Raw genomic sequence first — 22,301 nt, 5'->3', positions numbered from 1 at the left:
GAATTTCAGGGCAGGCTCATGTTCTGTCTTTTGGGTATGTGACAGGTATTTTTCTCTGAATGCATGCTGAAAAACAAAATATCGGTTATAAAGCTGAGGAAAAAGCGTTATCCTTTCTGGCTGAAAGAGGATTGAAGGTCGTGGAGCGGAATTTTCGATGCCGCTTCGGAGAAATCGATTTGATTATGCTGGAGGGAGAGGTACTTGTCTTTATAGAAGTACGTAAAAGGAAGAATCGTGTTTTCGGGGGAGCTGCTGCCAGTGTTTCTCCAGCCAAGCAGCAGAGGCTGGTCCGGACCGCCAAGTTCTATCTGCTCGGTTGCGCTCGTATTCCGGTATGTCGTTTCGACGTCGTGGCTTTCGATGGCACCGAATGTCAATGGCTGAAAAATGTTATTGAAGTTCATTAGATGAAAAATATTTTCAATCACGTGATATAGATGAGAAATCAAAGAATACTCGGGCATTTCAATGAAAGTGCCGATCTGAAAAAGCGGGCGGCGGACGTTCTTGCAGAACCGATTGCCAATGCTGCCGACCTGATGTTTTCAGTGCTGACGCAGGGTAACAAAATACTGGCTTGCGGTAATGGCGGTTCTGCTGCCGATTGCCAGCATTTTGCCGCGGAACTGGTGGGACGGTTCGAAAAGGAAAGATTGCCATTGCCTGCGATGGCACTGACGACCGATACTTCCATTCTCACTGCGGTGGGTAACGATTACAGTTATCAGGATGTTTTCGTCAAGCAGGTCCAGGCTTTCGGCCAGCCGGGCGATTTGTTGCTGGCTATCTCCACTTCCGGGAATTCGTCCAATGTTGTTTCTGCCATTGAGGCCGCTCACGACAGGGAAATGAGTGTTATCGCCCTGACGGGAAAAGGGGGGGAGCGATCGGGAAAATGCTTGCCGAAACCGATATTCATATCTGTGTTCCGCATGACAGAACCGCACGGATTCAGGAAGTTCATTTATTGGTGATTCATTGTTTGTGCGATGGAATCGATGCCGCATTATTTGGAGAAGACATAGATGAATAAAAAGAATTCATCAGGGAGTATCTGGAAACATCGTCTGGCTGTCCTGGTTGTCGGAAGTGCCATGTTGTGTGCACTTCCTTCTTGTGTTCCGGTTATGATGGCCAGCGGGGCTGTCAGCGGTTCGATGGCCGCAACGGACAGACGCACACTGGGTGCCCAAACTGAAGATAAAATCATTCTGCTCAAGGGAGAAAATACCGCTTCCAATCTGGTGGGCGAGAAAGGCCATGTCAATGTGACCAGTTTCAATCGCAAGGTTCTGTTGACAGGAGAAGTCCAGAATGAAGCGATGAAACAGGCTGTGGGAAATGCCATTGCCCAGATTGAAAATGTCGAGGCTGTGGTCAATGAGCTGGTTATTGCCGCTCCGTCGAGTTTGACATCCCGATCAAGCGATACCCTGATTACCGGTAAGGTCGCCGCCAGTTTTGTGGATGACAAGCAATTGTTTTCCCAATCGTTGAAAACGGTAACGGAGCGTGGTACGGTCTATCTGATGGGACGGGTGACGGAACAGGAAGGTAACCGGGCAGCAAGGGTGGCAAGTGGCGTCAGTGGCGTACAGCGTGTCGTGAAGGTATTTGATTATATTTCCGATCAGGAACTTCAGCGCCTGTCTACCTTGTCTGCGCCAAGAAATACGGATTCGAACAGTACGGGTGCAGGGGATGAACAGTATGCCCAATAGTGGACGGAACCGAGATCGGGTGGCAGGTCGGCTATTTGCTTGCATGCAGCAGCAGTTTCTGTACGGCCGCTTTCACCTCATGTAATGTCGGTATTTCATGTTCTCCGCCAAGACTGATGATATTGTCTGACCAGTCAGCACAGGTACGCCATCGTGGAATATTGCAGTAGATCTGGACAGTCGGTTTGTCGAAGGCCGCTGCAAGATGGGACAGTCCGGTGTCGACACCGACGATAAAAGCCGCTTTGCCGGTTAAGGTGACAGTATCCGTTATGGATAGCCGTGGCAGAATTCGCGAACCGGGAATGGCAGCGGCAAGCGATTCGGCTTCTTCCTTTTCTTTTGCAGATCCCCAGGGCAACAAGATGCAGAGTCCGTTTTCCGTCAGGATATGTCCGATATCGACCCAGTTTTTTCGGGGCCATTTTTTTGAATCGCGCGATGTCCCGTGAAAAAAGACAGCATAAGGCCGTTCAGGTAACCATTCCGGTGTGAGAGCAGGAGTGAGAAGGCCAAAATCGGGAACCGGATCAATGGTATAGCCAAGTGCCTTGGCAACAACCTCCCGGCCTCTTGTAACGACATGGATGTGTTTTTCTACCGATATGCTTTCGTCATGGAAAATGCGTGACAAGGGTTCGTATCCCGAACCATCTGTCTTGTGGGCAAGCCCGATTTTTTTGCCGTGTTCCACAGTCCGTGCGAATCCCATGATCACTCCGGTTTTGATCAGGCCCTGGGTATCGAATACATAATCGTAGGCATTTTGCTTCAGACGGTTCAGGAATTTCCTGAATTCTTTTCGGGTCGCCGATGAAAAAATGTTTTTTCTCCATCGTCTCAGGGCAAAGGGAATGACTTCATTGACGTATCTGTTCTGTTTCACAAGTCCGACGTAGGGTTCTTCAACAACCCAGTCAATAACCGCATCCGGAAAATGCCGGTGGATATCGGCCAGGACGGGCAGATTGTGAACGACATCACCCAGAGATGAAACACGAACGATAAGAATACGCATGACGGCACAAAACAAATCGGGAAAACAGAATTAAAGCATAATTCCTGTTTCCGTAATAATGCATCGAAGAGGAATATCGTTTTCTTCGGTTGGAAAATCCGTTAAAAGGCAGGAGTAGGCGATCCCGATGGTATGGGTATCGGGGTGTTCCGCCAGCGTTCTGTCGAAGAACCCTCCGCCATATCCCAGCCGGAAACGGTTGACCGTATAACCGACACAGGGAATCAGCAAGACTTCAGGCATATCGACAGGTTCCCGCATTGCGGGAATGGAAACATTATAGTCTCCTTTGACAAGCGGGTCGCCGGGTTTCCATCTGACGAATTGCAGCGGCTGGTCTTTGTCGATGGTGACAGGCAGGGATAAATGCATTTTGGCAGACAGTTCTTCGTATAACTCCAGCAAATCCGGTTCATTCCGGATAGGAAGATAGACACCTATTGTTTTGAACATTCTGGAACGAAGATAAAGTGAAACTTGTCTGCCTATTTCATGATCGAAACGGACATGCTCGTCGGCCGTCATGTTTTTTCGGATGTCGAGAAGTGTTTTCCGCAATGTTTTTTTGAATCCGGCCGATACGGACTGTTCACTGTGCTTGAAATCAGGGTCTGGTGGTAAACTCATAAACAATTTAGATACCGTAAAAAGAGAGGTTCCTATGTTTGCACGATTCAGGAATTTGCTGCTGCTTGTCTTGGCGTTTGCTGTTTTTCCATATGCTGAAGCCTCTCGGGATTTGACGACGACAACGGCCCAGGACGAATCTTTCCGGCAACTTAGAGATGCCGCACGTAAAGAAGATGCCGCACGTGCAACCCGGTTGGCCGACAGTCTGAAAGATTATCCGGTTCCTTCTTATGTCGACTATTATCTTCTCAAATCCGATTTGCGCAATGCCAGTGAGGAGGAAGTAGATACCTACTTGTCCAGGTACAAAGGAAGCGCGATTGCCGATCGTTTGAGGAATGACTGGCTGCTCATACAGGGACGCAATGGAAACTGGGCCAGTTTTGACAAACATTATCCGTTTTTCGTATTGAATGACGATACGCAGGTCAAATGCTATGCTCTGATGTCCAGGGCAGACAAGGGATTGAATGTCTCGAAAGACGCGCGCACGCTTCTCGTCAAACCCAGAAAATACGGTGAAGCCTGTTATGCACTGGTTTCCGATCTTTTCAGCAGAAAGCAGTTTGTCGAGGACGATATCTGGTTTCAAAGCAGGCTGGCTTCGGAGAATAATCTGACGGCCTTGGCGATCCGTTTCGCTACCCTGTCCGGCGTATCCAAAGCGGAAGTTTCGAAAGCGATGGAAATACCGGCCTCTGTTCTGGATCAGGGAACCGGAACAAGCCGGTCTTCACATGAAGTGTATTTGCTGGCGTTAGGCAGGCTGGCCAAAAAAGACCCGACACTGGCGGCGCAGTATCTGGACGAGGCTTCATCTTCGCTCAGCCGGAAAGAACAGGCGACCGGCTGGTCGGCAATTGCTCTTGTGGCTTCCGTCGCGTTGTCTCCGGATGCTTTGGAATACTGGAAGAAGGCATCTGTTTCTCCAGCCGATATTTCACCTTATGCCCATGAATGGAAAGTCAGGGCGGCATTGCGCAAACAGAATTGGCGTCTGGTTCATGAATGGATCAATCAAATGCCTGTTTCTCTGCAAAAAGATCCGGCATGGATTTACTGGAAGGGGCGGGCGCTTGTCGCACTGGAACAGAGGGAACAGGCACACAAGCTGTTTTCGTCCATTGCCGACCAATATCACTTTTACGGGCAGCTGGCTCAGGAAGAATTGGGCAGAAAGATCAGTGTCAACGGGAACCGGAAGACTTTTTCCGAGGCGGAAATCGCTGCCATGTCCAGTAACCCGGGTTTTCAGCTGGCGCAGAAATTTTTTAAAATGAACTGGCGTTTCGAAGGTATCCGGGAATGGAACTGGCAATTGCGTAAAATGGACGAGCATCAGCTGCTGGCGGCTGCCGAGTATGCCGGAAAAATAAACATGCTGGACCGGATGGTCAATACGTCGGACAGGACTCGGGACGAAGTGGATTTCACCCAACGTTTTCCGGCACCTTTCAAGGAAACTGTCCGGGCGGCGACGGAACAGTTGGGGCTGGATATGGCGTGGACTTATGGACTGGTCAGGCAGGAATCCCGTTTTGTCATGAACGCACAATCTTCCGTCGGTGCATCCGGTTTGATGCAGGTCATGCCCGCTACGGCAAAATACGTCGCCCGTAAAATCGGATTGAGTGAATACCGTCCGGGAAAAATCAACAGCCTTGAAACCAATATTTTACTGGGGACCAATTACCTGAATATGGTATTGAATGATCTGGAAGGTTCCCAGGTACTGGCTACGGCTGCTTACAACGCCGGTCCCCGGAGACCGAAAAACTGGAAGACGACATTGTCGAGGACGGTTGACGGCGCGATATTCGCGGAAACGATTCCTTTTTCCGAGACACGCGATTATGTCAAGAATGTGATGTCCAATGCGACTTATTATGCCGCGTTATTTGAAGGAAAGCCCCAGTCCCTGAAAAAGCGGCTGGGTGTCGTCACTCCGTGAAAAATCTGAAAAACATTTATAATTTAGACAGTTGGAAAAAGAGTAAGGAAACCCGGGCAAAATGGTATGAAACAGTTTTCTGCCAGAATGTCTGCCAAGATTATTTTATCGAATAGAACTTATGAAAATATACACCGTTGGTGGCGCTGTACGGGATAAAGTCATGAGACGCCCTGTTCATGACGTTGATTATGTCGTCGTCGGTTCTACTGTCGAAGAAATGTTATCGTTGGGATTCAAGCCGGTCGGAAAGGATTTTCCGGTTTTCCTCCATCCTGAAACTAGGCAGGAGTATGCGCTGGCGCGCACAGAAAGAAAAGTGGCGCCGGGTTATAAAGGATTTGTGTTTCATGCATCTCCTGATGTGACACTCGAAGAAGATCTGCTTCGCAGGGATTTGACGATCAATGCAATGGCTATGTCCGAAGAAGGTGAACTGATCGATCCTTTTGGAGGAAAAAGAGATATTGAGGGAAAAGTGCTCCGTCATGTTTCGACGGCATTCAGTGAAGATCCTGTCAGGATTCTCCGGCTGGCACGTTTTGCGGCAAGATACACGGATTTTTCGGTAGCGCCTGAAACCATGGAATTGATGAAAAACATGGTTTCTTCCGGTGAGGTGGATGCACTTGTTCCGGAAAGAATCTGGAAAGAATTGTCTCAGGGATTGATGGAAGAAAAACCTTCACGCATGATCAGTGTCATGCATGAGTGCGGCGCCCTGGCACGTCTCTTTCCCGAGATCGAGGCGTTGTGGAATGTTCCCCAACCTGAAAAATATCATCCCGAAATATATGCGGGACTTCATACGATGCTGGCACTGGATTATTCCGCCAGGAAAAATTATCCGCTGACCGTTCGTTTTGCCGTCCTCTTGCATGATCTCGGGAAGGGGACGACGCCTTCCAACCAGTGGCCTCATCACCGCGCCCATGAAGAGCGGGGCGCTCCACTGGTCGATAATGTTTGCCGCCGATTGCATGTTTCGAACATGTATCGCGATATTGCGGTCATGACAGCCAGAGAACATGGCAATATCCGGCGCAGTTCCGAGTTGCGTTCGAAGACGGCTGTCATGGTACTGGAACGGTGCGATGCCTTTCGCCGTCCGGAACGGTTCGTTGATGTGATCAATGCGACGGAATGTGATTTAAGGGGGCGTAAATCGGATACAGTCAGCTTTGAAGACATTCCTTTTCCCCAGAGGGATTACTGGATGATGATTTTGAATGCTGCCAAAAGTATTGATGCCGCGGCCATTATCCAGTCCATGGATGACGCTTCCGAGGAAATTCCCCGCGCATTGCATAATGCACGCGTTGATGCCGCTGCGGATGCCGTCAATGCCATGCGTTTCGGGCATATCAAGAAAATCGAGGTCGGCAAAAAAGACGCGATCCCCTGAAATATCATTTGAGTGGCTGAAATGTTTTCCCACGTTATCCGATCGGAAAAAGCGTATGAAGAATAGTCCTGTCATTTTCATCAAGGAACTTTCCGAACAGGATCGGCCTTTTATGCTCAACCATTTTCTGGGATTGAGTCCGTCGGACAGAAGATTGCGTTTCGGAGCCGCCTTGCCAGATGAAGCGGTCAGCCGGTATGTTCAACGTATCGATTTTACCCGGGATACGGTTTTCGGCGTTTATGAAAGTACATACAATCTGGTGGGCGTCGGACACTTGGCATTTCTGGATCCGGTTTCCTTGCCAGCTCTGGAGGGAGAGCGTACCGACCGGGTCGCAGAATTCGGTGTTTCGGTTTCTGCACCGATGAGGCGGAAAAATGTGGGAACAAAACTGTTTGACAGAGCGGCGATTCATTGCCGTAATCATCATGTCAATACACTTTATATCCATTGTCTGGCCTCAAACAAGCCTATGCTGTGTATAGCAGAAAAGGCAGGAATGAAAATTCACAAGGATCATGGCGAGGTCGATGGTTATTTGCATCTGCCGGGTCCTGATTCAGAAAGCTTCCGGCGGGAACACGCCGAAGAAAAAGCCGCTTCTCTGGACTATGCGTTAAATGGAAGAATGCGCAATGCCGTTCGCTGGCTCAGAAATCCGGTTTCTCCGGAGAAAGTGGTGAAATCCTCGAATCATCCGGAAAATCCACCATCATATTGACATCGGGATTCCGGAATATAACGGATTCGGTATTTTCTGCCGAATCCGTTTTTTGTCGCGACAGCCGGTCAAATGACATCAGCTTCGTCATTGGTATTTTCTTCGGGAACAGACGTACCATTTTCCTCTTCGGAAAAATAAGCCGGTTTCAGTCTGGTCCTGTTGACATGAAGCTGAAAAATATCCAGTCTCTGATAGGAACCGACAATGTCGTGAACTCCCTTCAGGGCGATTTCCCTGTTGATATCAATGTCCGCATAGACAATCCCTTCTTCTCCGACCAAGGGTTCCGATGCATATTCGCCGTCTGGACCGACAATCATTGTCGCTGCCGGGCAGGCATTCTTCAGAAATTCCCTCAGCGTTTCATCATCTCCTGCCACCTGATTGATGGCATCCTCGTCAAGAACACCGGATGAGGCGATGTTGAAGACTTTTCCTTCGAATGCATGAGAGGCGGCCCGGACATGAATGACATCTTTCATGTTATATCCTCCCGAAATGGTGGACTTTCTCATTGTCGGCCAACAGGGCGGATAAGTTGAGATATGCACTTGTTCTCCCTGGGCAACCATACTGTATCTTGCCAGTGTATTGGTGTTTTCGCCGCAGATCAGTACACCCAGTTTTCCGATTTCAGTCTCATGTACAATCAGGGATGAACCGTCACCGAAATTGTGCACCAGCTTCTCGGCCCAGGTCGGCATGATTTTGCGATGCTTGCCGACAAGATTGCCGTTGCTGTCGAATAACAGGTTGGTATTCCACATGGCGCCCATACTGTAATCTGATTTCTCGGTTACGCCGATGGATAGGAATACATTGTATTTTTTGGCAAGGCTGGCCAGTTTCCTGAAAGCGTCGCTTTTGACATCCAGTGCATTTTCGTACAGTCTTGTGAAAAGCGGATGTTGGTCAATCGGCGCATGAACCAGACACCATACCGGAAAGCAGGGGATAAAAGATTCCGGAAAGACGACCAGTTTCGCACTATTAGCCGTCGCTTCCGTGAGCAACGTTTCCACTTTGTCTATCGTTGCTTCCCGGTTGAGGAATACAGGAGCGGCCTGAACAGCTGCCGCCCTGAATTTTGGATATTTATCGCCACTCATCTTTATTGTCCTTTCATTTATTCTGCGCCCAGACCGCTATGCGAGCGGACAGACAATTCAACATATTTCTGTTCAGCTTCCTTGTCCGCGGTCAGCAAGGATGCGATACAGGTGATCAGAAAACCGAGCGGGATGGTGACAATGCCCGGATTGCTTAATGGGAAGAGGGCATTCGCTCCCATGATCGATGGTCCGGTCAGAACGGCGAACAGGGAAATGACAGTTCCTCCGATAATGCCGATCAAAGCACCGGTTGTCGTCAGTTTCTTCCAGTAAAGCGCCAGTATGATGGTGGGAAGATTGACCGTTGCAGCGATAGAGAAGGCGAGGCCGGAAAGATATGCAACGTTCATGTGCTTCATGGCAAGTGAACAGATAATGGCCAGAATACCGATGGCAATGGCGGAAATTCTGGCGGTTCTGATCTGGCCGGTATGATCCTGTCTGCCATTTTTGATGACTTTGAACCAGAAATCGTACGAGAAAGCAGTCGATGCGGCAATGCACAGTCCTGAAACGGTTGCAATGACAGTAATGAAGGCGATGGAGACGATAAAGGCCATGAACAGTTCACCAGTGAAAGAGTTCGCGCCTCCGGCAACAAACTGTGCCAGCATGGGGGTGGCGAGATTGCCTCCCGGATCCATTGCATAAATCGCTTCCTTGCCGACCAGTACGGCGGCACCCAATCCGAAAATGAACGTGATCATGTGGAACATTCCCATGAAAAGCATGGTCCACAGGGCGCTTTTTTGTGCCTGTTCCTTGGATTTGACGGTAAACAGCCTCATCAGAACGTGCGGCATGGCTGCCGTACCGAAGAGCAGACTCAGACCGAGAGAATATCTTTCAATGGGGTTGCGCAGCCATCCTCCCTGTTGCACCCATTTTTCGCCGAGTTCAGGGGAATGGACGACCGCATCGAAGAGACTGGCGACGGAAAAGTTGAAATGGGACATGGTCAGCCAGGCCAGCAGGTAACCGGCTGCCAGCAAAAGAATGGCTTTCAGGGACTGAACCCAGGTGGCGGCCATCATCCCTCCCAGAACCACATACACGATCATGAGACCTCCCACGATCAGGATACCCAGCGTATCCGAAATGCCGAACAGTATTTTGCTCAATGCACCGGCGGCAACCATTTGCGGTATCAGGTAGGTCAGGCTGACAATAAATACCGTCACGGCGACTGCGGGACGTATCGATTTCTGGTTGAGCCGGTAGGAAACGATGTCGATGAAAGTGTATTTGCCTGAATTGCGGATCACCTCGGCAACCAGAACCAGAACGACAAAGAACGAGGCGAACCAGCAGATCGAGAAAATTTCTCCGTCCAGTCCGTGAAATGCGATCAGGCCTGCAATTCCCAGAAATGCGCCAGACGCCATGAATTCGCCGGCAATGGCCAATCCATTTTGCCAGCCGGGTATTTCTCCGCCGGCTGCATAAAAGTCCTTGTCTGTCTTGACCTTTTTCGCCGCTCTGGCCGTAATGACAAGCGTCAGTGCAATTAATACCAGAAAAACGATGATTGACAGGATATGCATGATTTACCCTTTCCTTGAATATGTCCTGACAACGAGATCTTCATAGGGATAGACATGTGCCTTTGTATATGAAGTGAACCAGATTCCCAGAAGACCGGTTAGTGGAAACAGGGACATGACAAAGAAAAAACCGAGATCGATTTCGCCGATGATCTTCAGGCTGCCGATATCGGAGAAATAGCTTTGTACAGAAAACAGGCCCAGAAACAGCAGGGTGAAACAGGCCAGAAGAGGAATGACGAATTTCAGCCTGTTGTTTTTTGCTTTCCTGAATTCGATGGAATGGAAGGCACCTTGCCAGTCAATATTTCTGCTCATTTTTATGCTCCTATCAATGTGGTGATTCCTGATGCGAACTGTCTTTGGAAATTAACGCTACAATTCTCTTTTCCTGTTTTCGTGTTCAGGCCATGTCAGAAATCACATATCCTTTCGACAAGACAGTTCCGACAGAAGAACCAGCAATAATCGTGCCAGAGGTTCACTGGTTACGTATGCCACTGCCTTTCGTACTCAATCACGTCAATATCTGGTTACTTCAGGACGAAGGTGGATGGTGTACTGTGGATACCGGGGTGACCTGGGATACCGGCAAGTCGGTCTGGAACAGATGCCTTTGCCAGTACACGCTTGTCAGGCAGGTGATCACTCACTATCATCCGGATCATATCGGTCTTGCCGGGTGGCTTGAACAAAAGACGGGCGCTTCCTTGTGGATGACTCGGGGAGAATATCTGACTGCTCTGGCTTGCCAGAATCAGCTGGAAAGTTATTCAGTCGATGCCATGATTCGACTGTTTGAATGGCATGGTCTGGATGAATCCCGTGTGAAAGCACTGAAAGTGCGAGGCCATGTCTATGGCCAGGGATGCCCTGTACTTCCATCAACCTGTCATTACATTCGTGATGGCGACCGGATAACAATCGGGTCGCATGAATGGGAAGTCATAGCGGGTTACGGGCATGCGGTGGAACACGCCTCGTTTTATTGCCGGGAACTGAATATCCTGATTTCGGGTGATATGCTGTTGCCCAGTATTTCGACCAATATTCCTGTCATGGTGGTTGATCCGCTTGGAAATCCTTTGAAAGAATTTCTGGAGTCTGTCCGGCGATTTCTGGATTTGCCGGCGGATACCCTTGTTTTGCCTTCTCATGGCCGTCCTTTCCGGGGGATACATGCAAGGGTCCGGTTTCTGGAAGAACACCACCGGAGTCGATGTCATGCCGTACTGAGAGCCTGTACGGTTCCGCGTACGGCCTGTGAATTGCTGCCGGTTCTGTTCGAGAGGGAAATTGTGGATGCTCACCAGTGCATGTTTGCCATGGGAGAATCCATCGCGCATCTGAATTATCTTGAAAAACAACAGAAGCTGAAAAGACTGGAGCGGGATGGAGTCATTCGTTTCGTGACGGCTTGATATCCGGATGTTCCGGCAGGTTGTATTTTGCCTGCCGGAGGAGCGTCAGATGCCGATGGCATGAAGGATATAAGGTGTCAGCACCCCGGTTAGTGTCCCGTTCACAATTAGCCCCAGGCTGGAATAAACGCCCAGTTTTACATTTCTCTCCATGGCATGTGATGTCCCGACAGCGTGCGCAGCGGCACCAAGAGCAAGCCCTTGTGCGATAGGGCTTTTTACGCCAATGAGCCGGAGAAATCTGAGACCGAAAATAGCGCCCAGAATACCGGTCACGATAACGATAATGGCTGTCAGGGAGGGAATGCCGCCGGTCAGCTTGGAAACTTCCATGGCGATCGGCGTCGTCGCCGATTTTGGTGCAAGCGAAATGGCAACATCCGGTGTCGCTCCACAATACTGTGCGATAAGGAAAGCCGAGGCAGCTCCCACGATACAACCGGCCAGCTGGCAGGCCAGAATGGGCAGGGCCTGTTTGCGTATCTGTTCGATTTGCTGGTAAAGCGGTACTCCCAGTGCCACAATAGCCGGTTTCAGCAGGAATTCGATATATTTCCCCCCTTCGTAATACGTTTCATAAGATATATTGCCGACTTTCAGTATGAGGATAATCAGAATGATCGCTACCAGGATCGGATTCAGAATAACGGAACGAAGTTTTTTCTGGATCAGTTGAGCTCCCCAGAAAAGACCTATTGTCAATGTCACGGCAAACAGTTCGCTGTGCAGAAATTCACTCATAGTATTTTACGGATAAGTTGATAGGTCCATCCTGTAGCGGTCAAGACAAGCAAGGTACTGATGAGGGTTGCCGCCACGATCGGGATCAGTTGTGCCTGAATGATTCCAAGATAGAGCATCAACGCAACTCCGGGGGGAACGAAAAAAAGACCGAAATGGGACAGCAGGAAATCGGAAATTCCTTTTACCCATTCCAGTTTGACCAGACCGGTTTTGAGCGAGAAGGTCAGTATCAGCATTCCCAGCAGTGAGGAAGGAAAATGGATATGCGTTACATGAACGATCAGTTCAGCGATGGCAAGACAGATAAAAATGATTGAACATTGGCGTAACATGGTTATTCCCCGTTAAAAGCACGACAGAATTCACGCATACAATAGCACTATTCATGAATCCGGGTGGTAAGGAATAGATGAGATTTCGCTCGAAAAAATTTCGATGTGTTCGGAAAACTAGTGAAATGATTTGGGTGTATTGATGCCGGTGATGTTCTGTTCGGCCAACAGAATGGAAATGGCTTTTTCACAGTCTTTTTCGCCCGCAAGAACACCTTCCTTGAACAGGTCAAGCGCTTTTTTGAGGTTCTGTTCGACACCGTTTCCTTTTTTATAAAGGGTCCCCAACCATAAATAGGCCGGTAAAAACCGCTTTTCGATCGCCTTGTGCATCAACTTCAGGCCGGTATCGGTGTCTTTTTTTCCATGACTTCCGGTAATAAGATAATGGCCCAGAATGGCCATTGACCGTTCATCTCCGCAATTGGCCACATTCCAGAGCCACCGGTGCGCCTGCTCGATGTCTTTTTCGACATACTTGCCTTCGAAATAGATGTCCGAGAGGTGATTTCCGGCGTTAAGATAACCTTCGTTGAACGCTTCCTCGAGTTTTTTCAGCCCCGTCACACTATCCGGTTCGGTCGTTTCGCCTTTTAAAAGCATTATGCCAATAGCGGCCTTTGCCGACAGGACACCATGTTCTGCGGCATAGGAAAGCAGTTCGAAAGCTTTTTGCGGATTTTTGGTGACGCCATAGCCGGATTGATAGAACCATCCGAGATTGGCATGCGCTCTCGGTTCACCCAACTCGACAGCTTTTTCGTACCAGAGGATCCCTTCAGGGAGATTCTGGGGAATGGCGATGCCGAGAGCGTGGATCTTACCCATGTGAAACGATGCAACGGCATCATTTTTTCTGGCAAGTTCTTCTATTCGCCTGATCGCATTAGGATATTTTACCGGGACCAGTGAATCGGGATCCGGTTCTGTATCAATCCGTTGTTTTGCATTCTCGAGAAACTTTGCATTGGCCGGAGAATGGATCACGTAGCAAATAAAATCACCCTTCGAATCGCTTGACTCGATTTCTGACCAGATAATGTTATCAATTTCGTCGTCAGGATGTTTCGCTGTCATGATACGGGATGCAGGTGGAATTGAATATCAGATCCGGAAAGGTGTATCAGAAGAATGGTCTGGGATCCTCGACCGAAAGACGATACTGGTATTTGAGATTGCTGTTTTCGCTTGGAGGAAGCTGCATGAGTCCGCGGGGATCCAGACGGACTTTGTAAAGCGGAAAAGGATCAGAGCCTTCCTTGTTTTCCCATTCAAACACCGCATACGGAATACCGTCGACATAGGCCAGGTCTACAATAGTCGGCCCCTGCATTTCACTCGCACGGGTAACGAGAATACGAATTTTCGAAATTTCCATAAAAAAGTTCCAACTGAGCAAATATAAAATAGTTCTTGAACAAACCAGACTAACGATAGCATGATATTGTCACTTTTGGTTATCCGGTTTCGTATGATTCGACAAAAAACAAGGCATATTATCCTGAAGAACCGGGTATTTTTTCCCGTTTCACCGCAACGCGACAAGAAATGCCGGCATGCGTGAAGGTCAGATCAGAAATCGGTTGGCAGTTTGTTCTTGTCGGGTTTTGAAAGAAAAAGATCGAAAAATCTACGAGGACATGTCGAGTACCTTTAGAACGGTAATCAATTCGATGGCATCCGGTCGCCGGCCGATATTTTCATATTTTGGAACAAAAGACTGTGGTCTGTTTAGCCTTTCTGCCACATCGATTTGCAGCAAACCAAGCTCTTTCCTGCGTACTGCAAGAAGCTCGGCAAGCAGGTTGTAAGGATATGAATGTAGGGGATGTGCCATACATCTGTCCTGTCGCCTGATACAAATATCCAATATCCGGATTTGGAATAATCATGCGTTATCCCGATCGTTTCGAATCAGAATAGAGAATCGGTGTAAAACGGAGACAGGTTGAGGTGGGCAGATGCCTGCGGTTTGGAAGCCCGGTGTAAAGACTTCAAGAGAGAGTGTGTGTTTACCGCAAGCTTCTGCCCATAGGGGTGTACAATAAGCAATAAATATGTACTTGTGTGTTTTCAAGTTTGCTCCTTTATTGTTGGTCAATGAAGCAGGTTTTTTCTGCTGTTTTGTAAGTTTTGTTTGAAAGATTTTTTCAAATGCTGTTTTCCGTTTTCACGATATATCGGGAAATATACCCGGGTCATCGGGCCGAATTCTTTTCGGCGATTCCGGGTTCCGAGTCAGACGGGGTTGTACGATTTGAAAATCAGGTTGCCATTCTCAAAGAGTGGATATTTTTTGACTTGGCGTTGACGGTCTGTTTTTGTGTTGGTTGAACGATCCGTTTTGTTTTCCGGCATGAAAGATGGGTGGATGAAATGCCGGCCCAAAATGTTGGAATCTGGCAATACCGCATTAGCCCGCTTTGTACTAGAAATTTGCTTAACTCATTGTTTTTTATTGATTTTTTATACCGGATAAGACGGCTTTAGACTAGTGAATGGGGCGGCGGGAATCAAATCTTGTCTTGAATGCCGCATGAATACTTGTTTTGTGGCAATTAGAAAAACAAGTATCTACCCAAATATCTACCCAAAATTGTTTGCTACCCCTGAAATTGATCATCGGAAATCCGGTTTTACCCTATTCTCTCCGACGTGCTGAATTCAGCACCTCGGTAAAAATGGCCGCTCTTGGTCAGATTCCAAATCTTGGCAAAACAGAGAAGGCAGTTCTGTTCAGAACCTTTTAACTTGCCGGTAACTTTCGCTCCCCAGAATGGGGAATGGTTTTTTCCAAATCCGGAAAGAGCCGGCTACTGAAAATCCAGTATTCGCCCTTGGTTCGTCCTTGCTTCGAAGCAGAAAACAACCAGCGCAAAATTGGTCGGTCGATGTGTTTTCTCTCGCTTCGATCAGAAACAGACCGCCTCACAGAACCGGCAAAACAGCGTTACAGGCACTTTTCATTTTGCCCTGATATTTCCCCCTATCCAGCAAAACAAAACCCGAGAGGAACCCGGATTCCCGCTTCCCTGTTTGCCAAATTGCGCAAACTGGCAAAACTGCCTTTTTCTCTTTGTTCGATTGGGTGCAGCACTCAACTTTGAGGGCTGCATTCCAAGCCTTTGCTAACGCTAATCTTGCTAATTCTGCTAATCGAAGGGTTAGATTTCAAATCTGGCCCTGTTGCAATCTTGTTGTGATCTGGGTTTGCTATTGCTATTCCTGCTATTTTTGCTATTCGAAGGGGAGCATTTGAAGTGCGACCCTTACCCTAATCTTACCCTTCTGCTTTTCTGGTCTTGCCGTAATCTTGCCGTTCCTGTTTTGCCGGATATGGGTATGTACTCGAATCTGAGGGGGGTGTACTGAACCCAGATCAGGGCTGAGTGAACAGGACTGCTCAATCTTGAGCACTGCATTTTCAGCACTCCTCAATTTTCAGGAATGCCCATGAAAAAAGGGTGCATCCAAATTTGGACGCCCCCTTCTTTCCTTGTCTGTCTGCCTGCTTACCTCCTGCATTGGTTCTCGTAATGGTTCTGTACGATCTTGCTGATTCTGGCAAGCTGCTGTTCCTGTTCTATCCGGTCATCATCATGCCAGACATAGGACAGGCCACAACCCAGCAAAACACCCGACAGAAAGACGATCAGGGTAATGCGGCTCATATCCTGCCCCCTTTCATCAAGGCGTCCCTTGCCGCCTTTATCGTGGCTTCGGACACCATCGTATAGGCTGTGTTATACGTGGCGGACATATCTTCATTAATGACTGCTTCAACCAGATCGACCATTAACGGGAATTTCATGTCATAGAGAAACTGAGCTGCAGCTCCGGCTGATTGTTTGTCGCCGGCTGCTATAGCTTCCCAGATGATGGCTTCCATTGCCATTTCCCTGTTCTCTCTGGCTTCTGCCGGGTTTTGCGGGAAGGGGATAACGTTATTCATGGCTATCTCCTTTCTGTGAAAGGTATTCGCCCACCCAAAGAAATCTTGCAAGCGCGGAATTGGCCAGCTCGGAAAGTGATTTCAGCTTCTTCTGGTAATCGTCCAGTGCTTCGATCGCTTCCATGTAAATGTCCTCATCGCCATCTATGATCGCTTTTGCTTTTTCGATGAAGGTTTCACTGTCGAACGACAAAAAAAGCAGCATCAGTCGGCGTGTGCGATTGTGTTCCTTCAGTACCTTTTCGATAGTATCGATCTGTTCGGATGTGATAGATGCGCTGAATTGGGGGAATGGTAAGATTTCGGAAGTAGTCGGGGTTACGGATGTAGCGGTTTTAATATTCAACATTTTTTGAGTGAATTATCGGGTGGACGGGCGCACTCTGGGTAATGTTAAACCCCGTTACGGTTTCCCCTTGCGGGTGTTGTATGCCGTATCTCTACCCCGTCCATAAAGGGATAGTCCATAAAACAAGAGCCATGATGACGGTATGGCAGGCCGAACATTTTAAGAGAGACTTTCAGGTTACGGCTTTAGGGGCGGGGTGTCAAGGGTTAGAATTATTTGTTGAGTCACCTTGCATTAGTTCAATAATATTCTTGGCAATATCAGAATCTGACAGCATATCTTCTAAAATCCCTATTAAGGATTCTTTATCTCCTGCACTAGCGCTTATATCACCGTATTTTATTGTACATGGATACCCCCCTTTATTCGTATCCCAATAGGAAAGACGCATAGTCTTTTCATTATTTTTCGCCGCAAGTATTTTCTTGTTGGTTCCAATATTAAATAATGGTCCATCATATACAGCACTATGTGACTTATAATTAGACGCATCATCCATAACGCTGACTTCAACTTTTCCATTGGTCTGTAAAAATATTTGTGACCTTAATTCCTCTATGATCTGATTAATTTCTTTTGATTGATGATCAATAAAACGCGCCTTTTCAATTCCAATATTTAATGCATTGGCAAATGTTTTCTTGCTATTCATCATTATGATTCCTTAATCTAACCAATATTGGCAGGTGATCTATTTTGCTATTATTACCTGTAACCAGCCGCAAAATTTCTTCGGTCACGAACACCAACTCACTTTCATTTTTAATATCCCAACCATTATTCAACCATGAAGAGGACAACAAAACCTGATCAAAAGTACTCCATTTATCACGAAAGCCAGAAGCATAATAATATGTGCCACTCTGATTCATTTTTGGGTGAGACTTCATTGTTGTCCAAAATGGATTATATAAAAGTTTAGTATGTTTTCTGGCAAGATACTTATCGCGTGTTGAGTGCAATTCCTTATAAAGTGAATCACTATATGGTTCATCATTAAAGTCACCCATAACAATAATATGAGCTTCGTTTTTTGTATTTATTACATCTTCTATTTCCTTATTCAATTTGACTGCTGCTTGTCCTTTTTTAAGACCCCCTTCATCATGCATTCTTGATGGCCAATGTAGTAGAAATAAGTAAATATCCTCGGGAATACCTTTTAAGACATACCTAATTCCACATCTAATGGTTCTGTTGTAGATAGTATGTGTTAATGCCCGGCATTCATTAATGAAAAAACGAGTTTTTCTAACTAGAAGACAAATATCAAACTCGCTTCTTTTTGATGCTTTTTCAGAAAAAACATTTATCTGAAAATCCTTTTCAAAAATAGACAAAATTGTTTTAATCTCTTCTTTCTTTTTACTTCCTATCTCGCACAATCCAATAATGTCGCAGCCAGAATTAATAAGATGAGAAATTATTTCTTGAACAATACAATGTTCTTCTTGAGGCAAATAATTAAAAGAACAATTCCACCATGCTATGACAATTTGCTTCTTATCCATTGTTAGTTTACTAATTCTTGCTGAATTTTTGTTAATGTAACTTGCATCATCAATCGTAGCACACTGTTCAATTTTTAATGCCTTTCCTTGCTTCATCTCATACGATGCGACTGGAATGATGGATTACGTAACCTATTGATTCTAGGGATACATTTTCTTGAGCAGGTGCATACTTATTTTTCCCCGGTTTCGGGGAAAAACGAGATAAAAAAGGATCGCGTTTCAAATGCGACCCTTAACCTTTCCCCAGTTCCGGCGGAAAATCACCGCCTGAATGTTTGCATTTGTCAGCATGTCCCCACCAGAAATTACCAGTCGGACGTCAATTTTTGTCAACACGTTGCGCCAGTAAAAACAGCTTCCGAACCTCATCATTTCTCATCATGGCCAGACAGGAAAAAAGGGCTACCGAACCTTGACTTTCCTTAACAATCCACGCCGGAAATCGCCTGCTGCACCTCAAGTTTTCTCAAGTTCCCGCCCAAACCATCCTGATCTCCCCTTCCGTTCTGGACTGTTCGACATACAACCCTGCCGCCTTGCCTCTGGCGATTTCGGCCGCGATGGCCGCGCTGTAACGGCCTTCCGCTCTGGCCTCATCCCGCAAGGCTGCCAGTTCTTCAAGATGACGTTCCAGTGTGAGGAGGGCCCGGCGGGCTGCCTGTTCTCTCAATGCTTCCAACCTTGATATAACCTTGGGGTTGTCGAGCATCTTCGATGCGCTTTCCCAGACGCTCTTTTCTGATGCCTTGGCTGCGTTGTATGCCTTTCTGTATGCCTCGGATGCGTTGCCTGTCTCGATATAGGCAAGACAAAAGTTTTCCTGTTTCTGGGTCAATTCGTTCATGGTTTCTCCTGTTCAATGAATGCTGAATGATTCCGGCCAGTTTGCCCGTGAGGTAGCCAGATAATCCGGCATGCCGAATTTCTCCCAGCATTCCTGTAACAGGCGTTCTGCCGCATCATCTCTGCCTTCTGCCAGTGCCTGCCTGATCTGGTTTTTTCTCAGGATGTTCCAGACCGTTGTCGCCTCGTCCTGTGCCTGCCAGTAGGTTTTGCCGTAACGCTTTTGCAGGTACCGGGCAATGAAGGCGATGGCTTCTCCATGAAACAGCGCGATTTCCGCCTGCATGTACCGTGTGGCTTCCATGTCTCGCTTGTCTTTCTGTTCCAGCATGCGAATGATGTCGGTCTTATGCTGCCGGATGATGGGTGCCAACTCATCGATCTTTTTCAGGTTGCCGGTTATTTGCAGCTGGCCGGATTGCAGGCAAAGGCGGATTCCGTCTTTTTCACACTGTTCCAACAATTCATTAACGTTCATATCAGCACCGTCCCGATTTCGTCTTCATCATGAGGGAAATTTTTTCCGTCTTCCCCCGTTTCAAAACGTAAAACGTTACAACCCGCGCCAGCACTGGGTTTGAGCGTTTCGTTTTTGTAACGGTTACGTTTTGAAAGCGTTACATCGTCTTCTTCCGTGTAACGTGTTACGTTTTGCGAAACGTTACGTTTTGAAAACGTTACGCCGGAACCCGCGCCAATACTGGTTTGTAACGTTGTTACACTTTCAGAGGGGGGTATAGGGGAAATATTTGTGTAACGTTCCCATGCGTCTGCAAACTGTTTTTTCTCGAATCCTCGCTTGACTTCGCAATCGACCCGTATCGCTTTGCTGACGATACGGTATGCAGACAGTCGCCGGGACAGCTGGGCGGGTGTTATCGGTTTGCCTCGGTTATAGGTTGACCAGGGTTTTTCGGAATCTTCGCAGAGCGCCTCGACCAGTTTGTGGGTATGTATCCGGTCGATGTGTTTCATGTCGAATATTTCCCGGATGTCTTCCAGCAATTCGGTTCCGGTGCTTTGCGGGGATTTGTCTCTGGATATTTTCAGGGCGGCCATTCTGGCAATCTCCGGCCAATTACCCCCTGCCATATCAGCAATTGCCAGCAAAGGTTCCCAGTTATCTTGTGCCCGATCGTTCAGTTCTTCCGGTAATGCCGGTCTGGCGTTACGGATGGTTTCCCGGTTGTCTTCGGCAAAACGGCAGAGTTTCCGGCACAGGGTTTCGAACAATCCCGGTTCCGCATGGCGTATGCGCTCAACGTGTTCGCAGTCCAGTTTCCGGCGCAATTCCAGCGTAACGCTTCTATCCATAACGGTATCTTGCAGTTTCCCGATTCCGGCGATAGCTTTCGCCCCCCAAACATTGAATCTCTTGGGTGTGTGGTCGTCTCCGACGGTCCGGATGGTGAAAGAGCTGGTACGGGTGTGACCGGCATTCAATAACCCCCGCATTTCCTCGTTGTCATTCAAAAAGGCGTCGGCTTCGTCGATCAGCAAGGTAGGCTGCCACATTTCGATAGAACGGAACAAGGCTGAAGGCGTGATGCTGCTTGTTGGCATGGGGCGGTATGACATTTTGCCGATCAGGTCAAGAAGCTGGGTTTTGCCACAACGCTTCTCCGGGGCGGTGATGACGGCCAGCGGAGCGACCTTCACCACATCCATTAACCACGTCATCACAATCCAAAGAGAGGCCGCCTGTGCGGTTTCCGGTTCACAGACGATGAAACGCCGGATGGTCCGGTCTATTTCATTCAATAGCCTGGAACCGTTGACCGACTCACCCCACGGCTCGATTTCGGGGAACATGTCGTCTTTGGCGTTTTCCGTTTCCTGTTGTACCTCGCGTATCATATCATCCAGCATGCCCGCCGGGATGTCGTATTGTTTGGCGGTGGCTTTCCGGACCTGTACGTAATCCAGTTTTTTCATCGTGGCAAGACGCTTGACGGCATTCTCCAAACCTTCTTCCGGCAAAACCGCCTTGTCCTTGTATTGTTCGAAGCTGACCGGTTCATGTTCGTTGGCAGGATTGGCAGTAGCAAACGCTTGTGATGGTGGCGTGTCCGCCTCATTCCGCAATGTTTCGTCGCTCATCGTTTGCTCCCTTTCATCATCTGGAACAGGTCGTTGAAGTCGGTCGCGCCTTCCGGTCTCTTGTCTCCGAAGTCCGGCATGGTCCAGTATCCATTGCTTATTGATTCTGCCGCTTCGATGGCTTTGATGACGCCTATGTTTTCCGGCTGCCCGTTTCTGTCCACTCTCTGGTAGTCGTCATCGGCCCAGAGGATGATTTTTCTGTCCGGGTATTTGTCCCGCATGGCTCTGGCTACGGGTAACAGGTTGCCCGCGTCGAAGGCCACAACAACATCATCTCCGGTCGCTTCATGGATGCTGGCGCCAGTGGCAAAACCTTCGCAGATTCCCAGATCACCGGTACCTTTATTCCCTATCGGGTGGTAGCAGCCTTTCTTGCGTCCGCCTTTCAGAAAGCGTTTGTTGGTACCGTCCGGCAGTCTCACGGGAAAGATGCGCTGGTATGAAACGATTTTGCCTTTGTAGTACATGGGGATGATGAGGACGTTTCGTCCGTCGATCAGTGCTCCATGCGGTTCGATTCTCTTTTCGATCAGGTAGGGGTGGTCTGCTGTAGCCGGGCAAAATCCCTGTATGTCGGCTCTGGCCTGTTCGGCGATACGCTGGTAACCCGCCTCAAGCTCGCGCTTCCTTCGCGCTTCGGCTTGCTTTATCTGCCGGTCGATTCTCCGGCGTTCTTCCCGGTTCAGTTCTTTGTATTCCCGGCAATGCCAGCGACAGCTTTCTCCGGTTCGCCAGTTTCCGAAGGCGCCAGCCATGCCGTACCAGATGCACCAGCCGGACAGATCACCCCGTTTGCCGTTGGTGGAAAAACGTTGTATCACGCCTTCTTCTCTTATCGCTTCCGGGGCGTGTCCCAATGTCTGGCGGATGTACTCCAGAAAGGTACTTCTGGTTTCAAGCTGGCTGATGGGTACAGGATTCATGATGCCTCC

25 protein-coding genes and 1 pseudogene are annotated in these 22,301 nt (G+C 48.2%); 7 read left to right on the top strand and 19 right to left on the bottom strand.

The features are described 5' to 3' along the window. Positions 1-59 precede the first annotated feature (59 nt). From NB647_RS00580 to NB647_RS00570, 3 genes and pseudogenes are all read left to right on the top strand, one after another. The gene (locus NB647_RS00580) at positions 60-410 is read left to right on the top strand and encodes a YraN family protein (RefSeq protein ID WP_269283611.1); all 351 of its coding nucleotides are present in this window, start codon (positions 60-62) and stop codon (positions 408-410) included. A gap of 30 nt (positions 411-440) precedes the next feature. Next, positions 441-1,036: pseudogene (locus tag NB647_RS00575) on the top strand (phosphoheptose isomerase). Beyond that, positions 1,029-1,724: a BON domain-containing protein gene (locus NB647_RS00570; RefSeq protein WP_269283609.1), complete on the top strand. Its 696-nt coding sequence runs from the start codon at positions 1,029-1,031 to the stop codon at positions 1,722-1,724. Before NB647_RS00575 ends, NB647_RS00570 begins: the two are co-directional and overlap by 8 nt. A 31-nt stretch (positions 1,725-1,755) precedes the next feature. On the opposite strand, the gene waaC is transcribed toward NB647_RS00570, so the two are convergent. Both waaC and NB647_RS00560 read right to left on the bottom strand, forming a co-directional pair. Beyond that, entirely contained in the window at positions 1,756-2,742 is a 987-nt protein-coding gene (gene waaC / locus NB647_RS00565; protein WP_269283607.1) for a lipopolysaccharide heptosyltransferase I, read from the bottom strand. Positions 2,743-2,772: 30 nt separating this feature from the next. Continuing rightward, positions 2,773-3,369, bottom strand: a complete 597-nt coding sequence (locus NB647_RS00560; RefSeq protein ID WP_269283604.1) for a 5-formyltetrahydrofolate cyclo-ligase — start codon at positions 3,367-3,369, stop codon at positions 2,773-2,775. A 34-nt stretch (positions 3,370-3,403) separates the two neighbouring features. Between NB647_RS00560 and NB647_RS00555 the strand changes: the two genes are divergently transcribed. The 3 genes from NB647_RS00555 to NB647_RS00545 all read left to right on the top strand — a co-directional run bounded on the left by NB647_RS00555 (position 3,404) and on the right by NB647_RS00545 (position 7,452). Continuing rightward, on the top strand, positions 3,404-5,323 hold the full coding sequence (locus tag NB647_RS00555) for a lytic transglycosylase domain-containing protein (RefSeq protein WP_269283602.1): 1,920 nt from the start codon (positions 3,404-3,406) through the stop codon (positions 5,321-5,323). 121 nt (positions 5,324-5,444) lie between these two features. Beyond that, positions 5,445-6,728: a multifunctional CCA addition/repair protein gene (locus NB647_RS00550; protein WP_269283599.1), complete on the top strand. Its 1,284-nt coding sequence runs from the start codon at positions 5,445-5,447 to the stop codon at positions 6,726-6,728. A gap of 55 nt (positions 6,729-6,783) precedes the next feature. Continuing rightward, a complete protein-coding gene (locus NB647_RS00545; RefSeq protein ID WP_269283597.1) occupies positions 6,784-7,452 on the top strand; it encodes a GNAT family N-acetyltransferase in 669 nt (222 codons plus the stop codon). A gap of 68 nt (positions 7,453-7,520) precedes the next feature. Here NB647_RS00545 and NB647_RS00540 read toward each other — a convergent pair whose 3' ends face one another. The 3 genes from NB647_RS00540 to NB647_RS00530 are packed head-to-tail and all read right to left on the bottom strand — an operon-like array spanning position 7,521 to position 10,429. Continuing rightward, positions 7,521-8,564 (bottom strand): carbon-nitrogen hydrolase family protein, encoded by a 1,044-nt coding sequence (locus tag NB647_RS00540; protein WP_269283595.1) that lies wholly within the window; start codon positions 8,562-8,564, stop codon positions 7,521-7,523. Between the two features lie 17 nt (positions 8,565-8,581). Continuing rightward, positions 8,582-10,111: a solute symporter family protein gene (locus NB647_RS00535; RefSeq protein ID WP_269283594.1), complete on the bottom strand. Its 1,530-nt coding sequence runs from the start codon at positions 10,109-10,111 to the stop codon at positions 8,582-8,584. Between the two features lie 3 nt (positions 10,112-10,114). Beyond that, positions 10,115-10,429 carry a DUF485 domain-containing protein gene (locus NB647_RS00530; RefSeq protein WP_269283592.1) on the bottom strand — a complete coding sequence of 105 codons (315 nt, stop codon included), beginning with the start codon at positions 10,427-10,429 and terminating at the stop codon, positions 10,115-10,117. Between the two features lie 92 nt (positions 10,430-10,521). On the opposite strand from NB647_RS00530, the gene NB647_RS00525 reads away from it, so the two are divergent. Then, complete coding sequence (locus NB647_RS00525) at positions 10,522-11,532, top strand: MBL fold metallo-hydrolase (RefSeq protein ID WP_269283590.1); 1,011 nt, start codon at positions 10,522-10,524, stop codon at positions 11,530-11,532. A 45-nt stretch (positions 11,533-11,577) separates the two neighbouring features. Here the strand turns inward: NB647_RS00525 and NB647_RS00520 are convergent, their stop codons facing one another. The 14 genes from NB647_RS00520 to NB647_RS00455 all read right to left on the bottom strand — a co-directional run bounded on the left by NB647_RS00520 (position 11,578) and on the right by NB647_RS00455 (position 22,292). Then, entirely contained in the window at positions 11,578-12,273 is a 696-nt protein-coding gene (locus NB647_RS00520; protein ID WP_269283587.1) for an LrgB family protein, read from the bottom strand. Then, positions 12,270-12,608 (bottom strand): CidA/LrgA family protein, encoded by a 339-nt coding sequence (locus NB647_RS00515; protein WP_269283585.1) that lies wholly within the window; start codon positions 12,606-12,608, stop codon positions 12,270-12,272. Before NB647_RS00515 ends, NB647_RS00520 begins: the two co-directional genes overlap by 4 nt. 117 nt (positions 12,609-12,725) lie before the next feature. Next, on the bottom strand, positions 12,726-13,685 hold the full coding sequence (locus NB647_RS00510; RefSeq protein WP_269283582.1) for a tetratricopeptide repeat protein: 960 nt from the start codon (positions 13,683-13,685) through the stop codon (positions 12,726-12,728). Positions 13,686-13,731: 46 nt separating this feature from the next. Next, the gene (locus NB647_RS00505) at positions 13,732-13,986 is read right to left on the bottom strand and encodes a hypothetical protein (RefSeq protein WP_269283580.1); all 255 of its coding nucleotides are present in this window, start codon (positions 13,984-13,986) and stop codon (positions 13,732-13,734) included. 252 nt (positions 13,987-14,238) lie between these two features. Next, positions 14,239-14,445 (bottom strand): helix-turn-helix domain-containing protein, encoded by a 207-nt coding sequence (locus tag NB647_RS00500; RefSeq protein ID WP_269283578.1) that lies wholly within the window; start codon positions 14,443-14,445, stop codon positions 14,239-14,241. Positions 14,446-16,120: 1,675 nt separating this feature from the next. Then, positions 16,121-16,279 carry a hypothetical protein gene (locus NB647_RS00495; protein WP_269283576.1) on the bottom strand — a complete coding sequence of 53 codons (159 nt, stop codon included), beginning with the start codon at positions 16,277-16,279 and terminating at the stop codon, positions 16,121-16,123. Further along, entirely contained in the window at positions 16,276-16,560 is a 285-nt protein-coding gene (locus NB647_RS00490; protein ID WP_269283574.1) for a hypothetical protein, read from the bottom strand. Before NB647_RS00490 ends, NB647_RS00495 begins: the two co-directional genes overlap by 4 nt. Further along, positions 16,553-16,909: a hypothetical protein gene (locus tag NB647_RS00485; RefSeq protein WP_269283573.1), complete on the bottom strand. Its 357-nt coding sequence runs from the start codon at positions 16,907-16,909 to the stop codon at positions 16,553-16,555. The genes NB647_RS00490 and NB647_RS00485 overlap by 8 nt, the downstream gene beginning before the upstream one ends. A 199-nt stretch (positions 16,910-17,108) precedes the next feature. After that, complete coding sequence (locus tag NB647_RS00480; RefSeq protein ID WP_269283571.1) at positions 17,109-17,564, bottom strand: hypothetical protein; 456 nt, start codon at positions 17,562-17,564, stop codon at positions 17,109-17,111. Next, positions 17,554-18,516, bottom strand: coding sequence for an endonuclease/exonuclease/phosphatase family protein (locus NB647_RS00475; protein ID WP_269283569.1), 963 nt, complete (start codon positions 18,514-18,516; stop codon positions 17,554-17,556). Before NB647_RS00475 ends, NB647_RS00480 begins: the two co-directional genes overlap by 11 nt. A gap of 373 nt (positions 18,517-18,889) precedes the next feature. Beyond that, positions 18,890-19,267, bottom strand: a complete 378-nt coding sequence (locus NB647_RS00470) for a terminase small subunit (RefSeq protein ID WP_269283567.1) — start codon at positions 19,265-19,267, stop codon at positions 18,890-18,892. A gap of 12 nt (positions 19,268-19,279) precedes the next feature. Beyond that, a complete protein-coding gene (locus NB647_RS00465) occupies positions 19,280-19,744 on the bottom strand; it encodes a hypothetical protein (protein WP_269283565.1) in 465 nt (154 codons plus the stop codon). Then, positions 19,741-21,366 carry a DUF3631 domain-containing protein gene (locus NB647_RS00460; protein WP_269283563.1) on the bottom strand — a complete coding sequence of 542 codons (1,626 nt, stop codon included), beginning with the start codon at positions 21,364-21,366 and terminating at the stop codon, positions 19,741-19,743. The genes NB647_RS00465 and NB647_RS00460 overlap by 4 nt, the downstream gene beginning before the upstream one ends. Next, positions 21,363-22,292: a toprim domain-containing protein gene (locus NB647_RS00455; protein WP_269283561.1), complete on the bottom strand. Its 930-nt coding sequence runs from the start codon at positions 22,290-22,292 to the stop codon at positions 21,363-21,365. The genes NB647_RS00460 and NB647_RS00455 overlap by 4 nt, the downstream gene beginning before the upstream one ends. Between the last annotated feature and the right edge of the window lie 9 nt (positions 22,293-22,301).

Source organism: Oxalobacter aliiformigenes, from assembly GCF_027116575.1.
Lineage (GTDB): Bacteria > Pseudomonadota > Gammaproteobacteria > Burkholderiales > Burkholderiaceae_D > Oxalobacter > Oxalobacter aliiformigenes.
The sequence above is the reverse complement of the archived record's forward strand: the minus strand, read 5'-3'. Positions and strand labels throughout refer to the sequence as shown.

What these genes read in the sequence shown, in the direction of transcription:
- NB647_RS00560 (WP_269283604.1), bottom strand. Translation starts at nt 3,369, where the DNA reads ATGAGTTTACCACCAGACCCTGATTTCAAGCACAGTGAACAGTCCGTA.
- NB647_RS00530 (WP_269283592.1), bottom strand. Translation starts at nt 10,429, where the DNA reads ATGAGCAGAAATATTGACTGGCAAGGTGCCTTCCATTCCATCGAATTC.
- NB647_RS00485 (WP_269283573.1), bottom strand. Translation starts at nt 16,909, where the DNA reads ATGTTGAATATTAAAACCGCTACATCCGTAACCCCGACTACTTCCGAA.
- NB647_RS00495 (WP_269283576.1), bottom strand. Translation starts at nt 16,279, where the DNA reads ATGAGCCGCATTACCCTGATCGTCTTTCTGTCGGGTGTTTTGCTGGGT.
- NB647_RS00455 (WP_269283561.1), bottom strand. Translation starts at nt 22,292, where the DNA reads ATGAATCCTGTACCCATCAGCCAGCTTGAAACCAGAAGTACCTTTCTG.
- NB647_RS00540 (WP_269283595.1), bottom strand. Translation starts at nt 8,564, where the DNA reads ATGAGTGGCGATAAATATCCAAAATTCAGGGCGGCAGCTGTTCAGGCC.
- NB647_RS00520 (WP_269283587.1), bottom strand. Translation starts at nt 12,273, where the DNA reads ATGAGTGAATTTCTGCACAGCGAACTGTTTGCCGTGACATTGACAATA.
- NB647_RS00465 (WP_269283565.1), bottom strand. Translation starts at nt 19,744, where the DNA reads ATGAACGTTAATGAATTGTTGGAACAGTGTGAAAAAGACGGAATCCGC.
- NB647_RS00475 (WP_269283569.1), bottom strand. Translation starts at nt 18,516, where the DNA reads ATGAAGCAAGGAAAGGCATTAAAAATTGAACAGTGTGCTACGATTGAT.
- NB647_RS00470 (WP_269283567.1), bottom strand. Translation starts at nt 19,267, where the DNA reads ATGAACGAATTGACCCAGAAACAGGAAAACTTTTGTCTTGCCTATATC.
- NB647_RS00515 (WP_269283585.1), bottom strand. Translation starts at nt 12,608, where the DNA reads ATGTTACGCCAATGTTCAATCATTTTTATCTGTCTTGCCATCGCTGAA.
- NB647_RS00580 (WP_269283611.1), top strand. Translation starts at nt 60, where the DNA reads ATGCATGCTGAAAAACAAAATATCGGTTATAAAGCTGAGGAAAAAGCG.
- NB647_RS00535 (WP_269283594.1), bottom strand. Translation starts at nt 10,111, where the DNA reads ATGCATATCCTGTCAATCATCGTTTTTCTGGTATTAATTGCACTGACG.
- NB647_RS00525 (WP_269283590.1), top strand. Translation starts at nt 10,522, where the DNA reads ATGTCAGAAATCACATATCCTTTCGACAAGACAGTTCCGACAGAAGAA.
- NB647_RS00570 (WP_269283609.1), top strand. Translation starts at nt 1,029, where the DNA reads ATGAATAAAAAGAATTCATCAGGGAGTATCTGGAAACATCGTCTGGCT.
- waaC (WP_269283607.1), bottom strand. Translation starts at nt 2,742, where the DNA reads ATGCGTATTCTTATCGTTCGTGTTTCATCTCTGGGTGATGTCGTTCAC.
- NB647_RS00510 (WP_269283582.1), bottom strand. Translation starts at nt 13,685, where the DNA reads ATGACAGCGAAACATCCTGACGACGAAATTGATAACATTATCTGGTCA.
- NB647_RS00505 (WP_269283580.1), bottom strand. Translation starts at nt 13,986, where the DNA reads ATGGAAATTTCGAAAATTCGTATTCTCGTTACCCGTGCGAGTGAAATG.
- NB647_RS00460 (WP_269283563.1), bottom strand. Translation starts at nt 21,366, where the DNA reads ATGAGCGACGAAACATTGCGGAATGAGGCGGACACGCCACCATCACAA.
- NB647_RS00545 (WP_269283597.1), top strand. Translation starts at nt 6,784, where the DNA reads ATGAAGAATAGTCCTGTCATTTTCATCAAGGAACTTTCCGAACAGGAT.
- NB647_RS00550 (WP_269283599.1), top strand. Translation starts at nt 5,445, where the DNA reads ATGAAAATATACACCGTTGGTGGCGCTGTACGGGATAAAGTCATGAGA.
- NB647_RS00555 (WP_269283602.1), top strand. Translation starts at nt 3,404, where the DNA reads ATGTTTGCACGATTCAGGAATTTGCTGCTGCTTGTCTTGGCGTTTGCT.
- NB647_RS00500 (WP_269283578.1), bottom strand. Translation starts at nt 14,445, where the DNA reads ATGGCACATCCCCTACATTCATATCCTTACAACCTGCTTGCCGAGCTT.
- NB647_RS00480 (WP_269283571.1), bottom strand. Translation starts at nt 17,564, where the DNA reads ATGATGAATAGCAAGAAAACATTTGCCAATGCATTAAATATTGGAATT.
- NB647_RS00490 (WP_269283574.1), bottom strand. Translation starts at nt 16,560, where the DNA reads ATGAATAACGTTATCCCCTTCCCGCAAAACCCGGCAGAAGCCAGAGAG.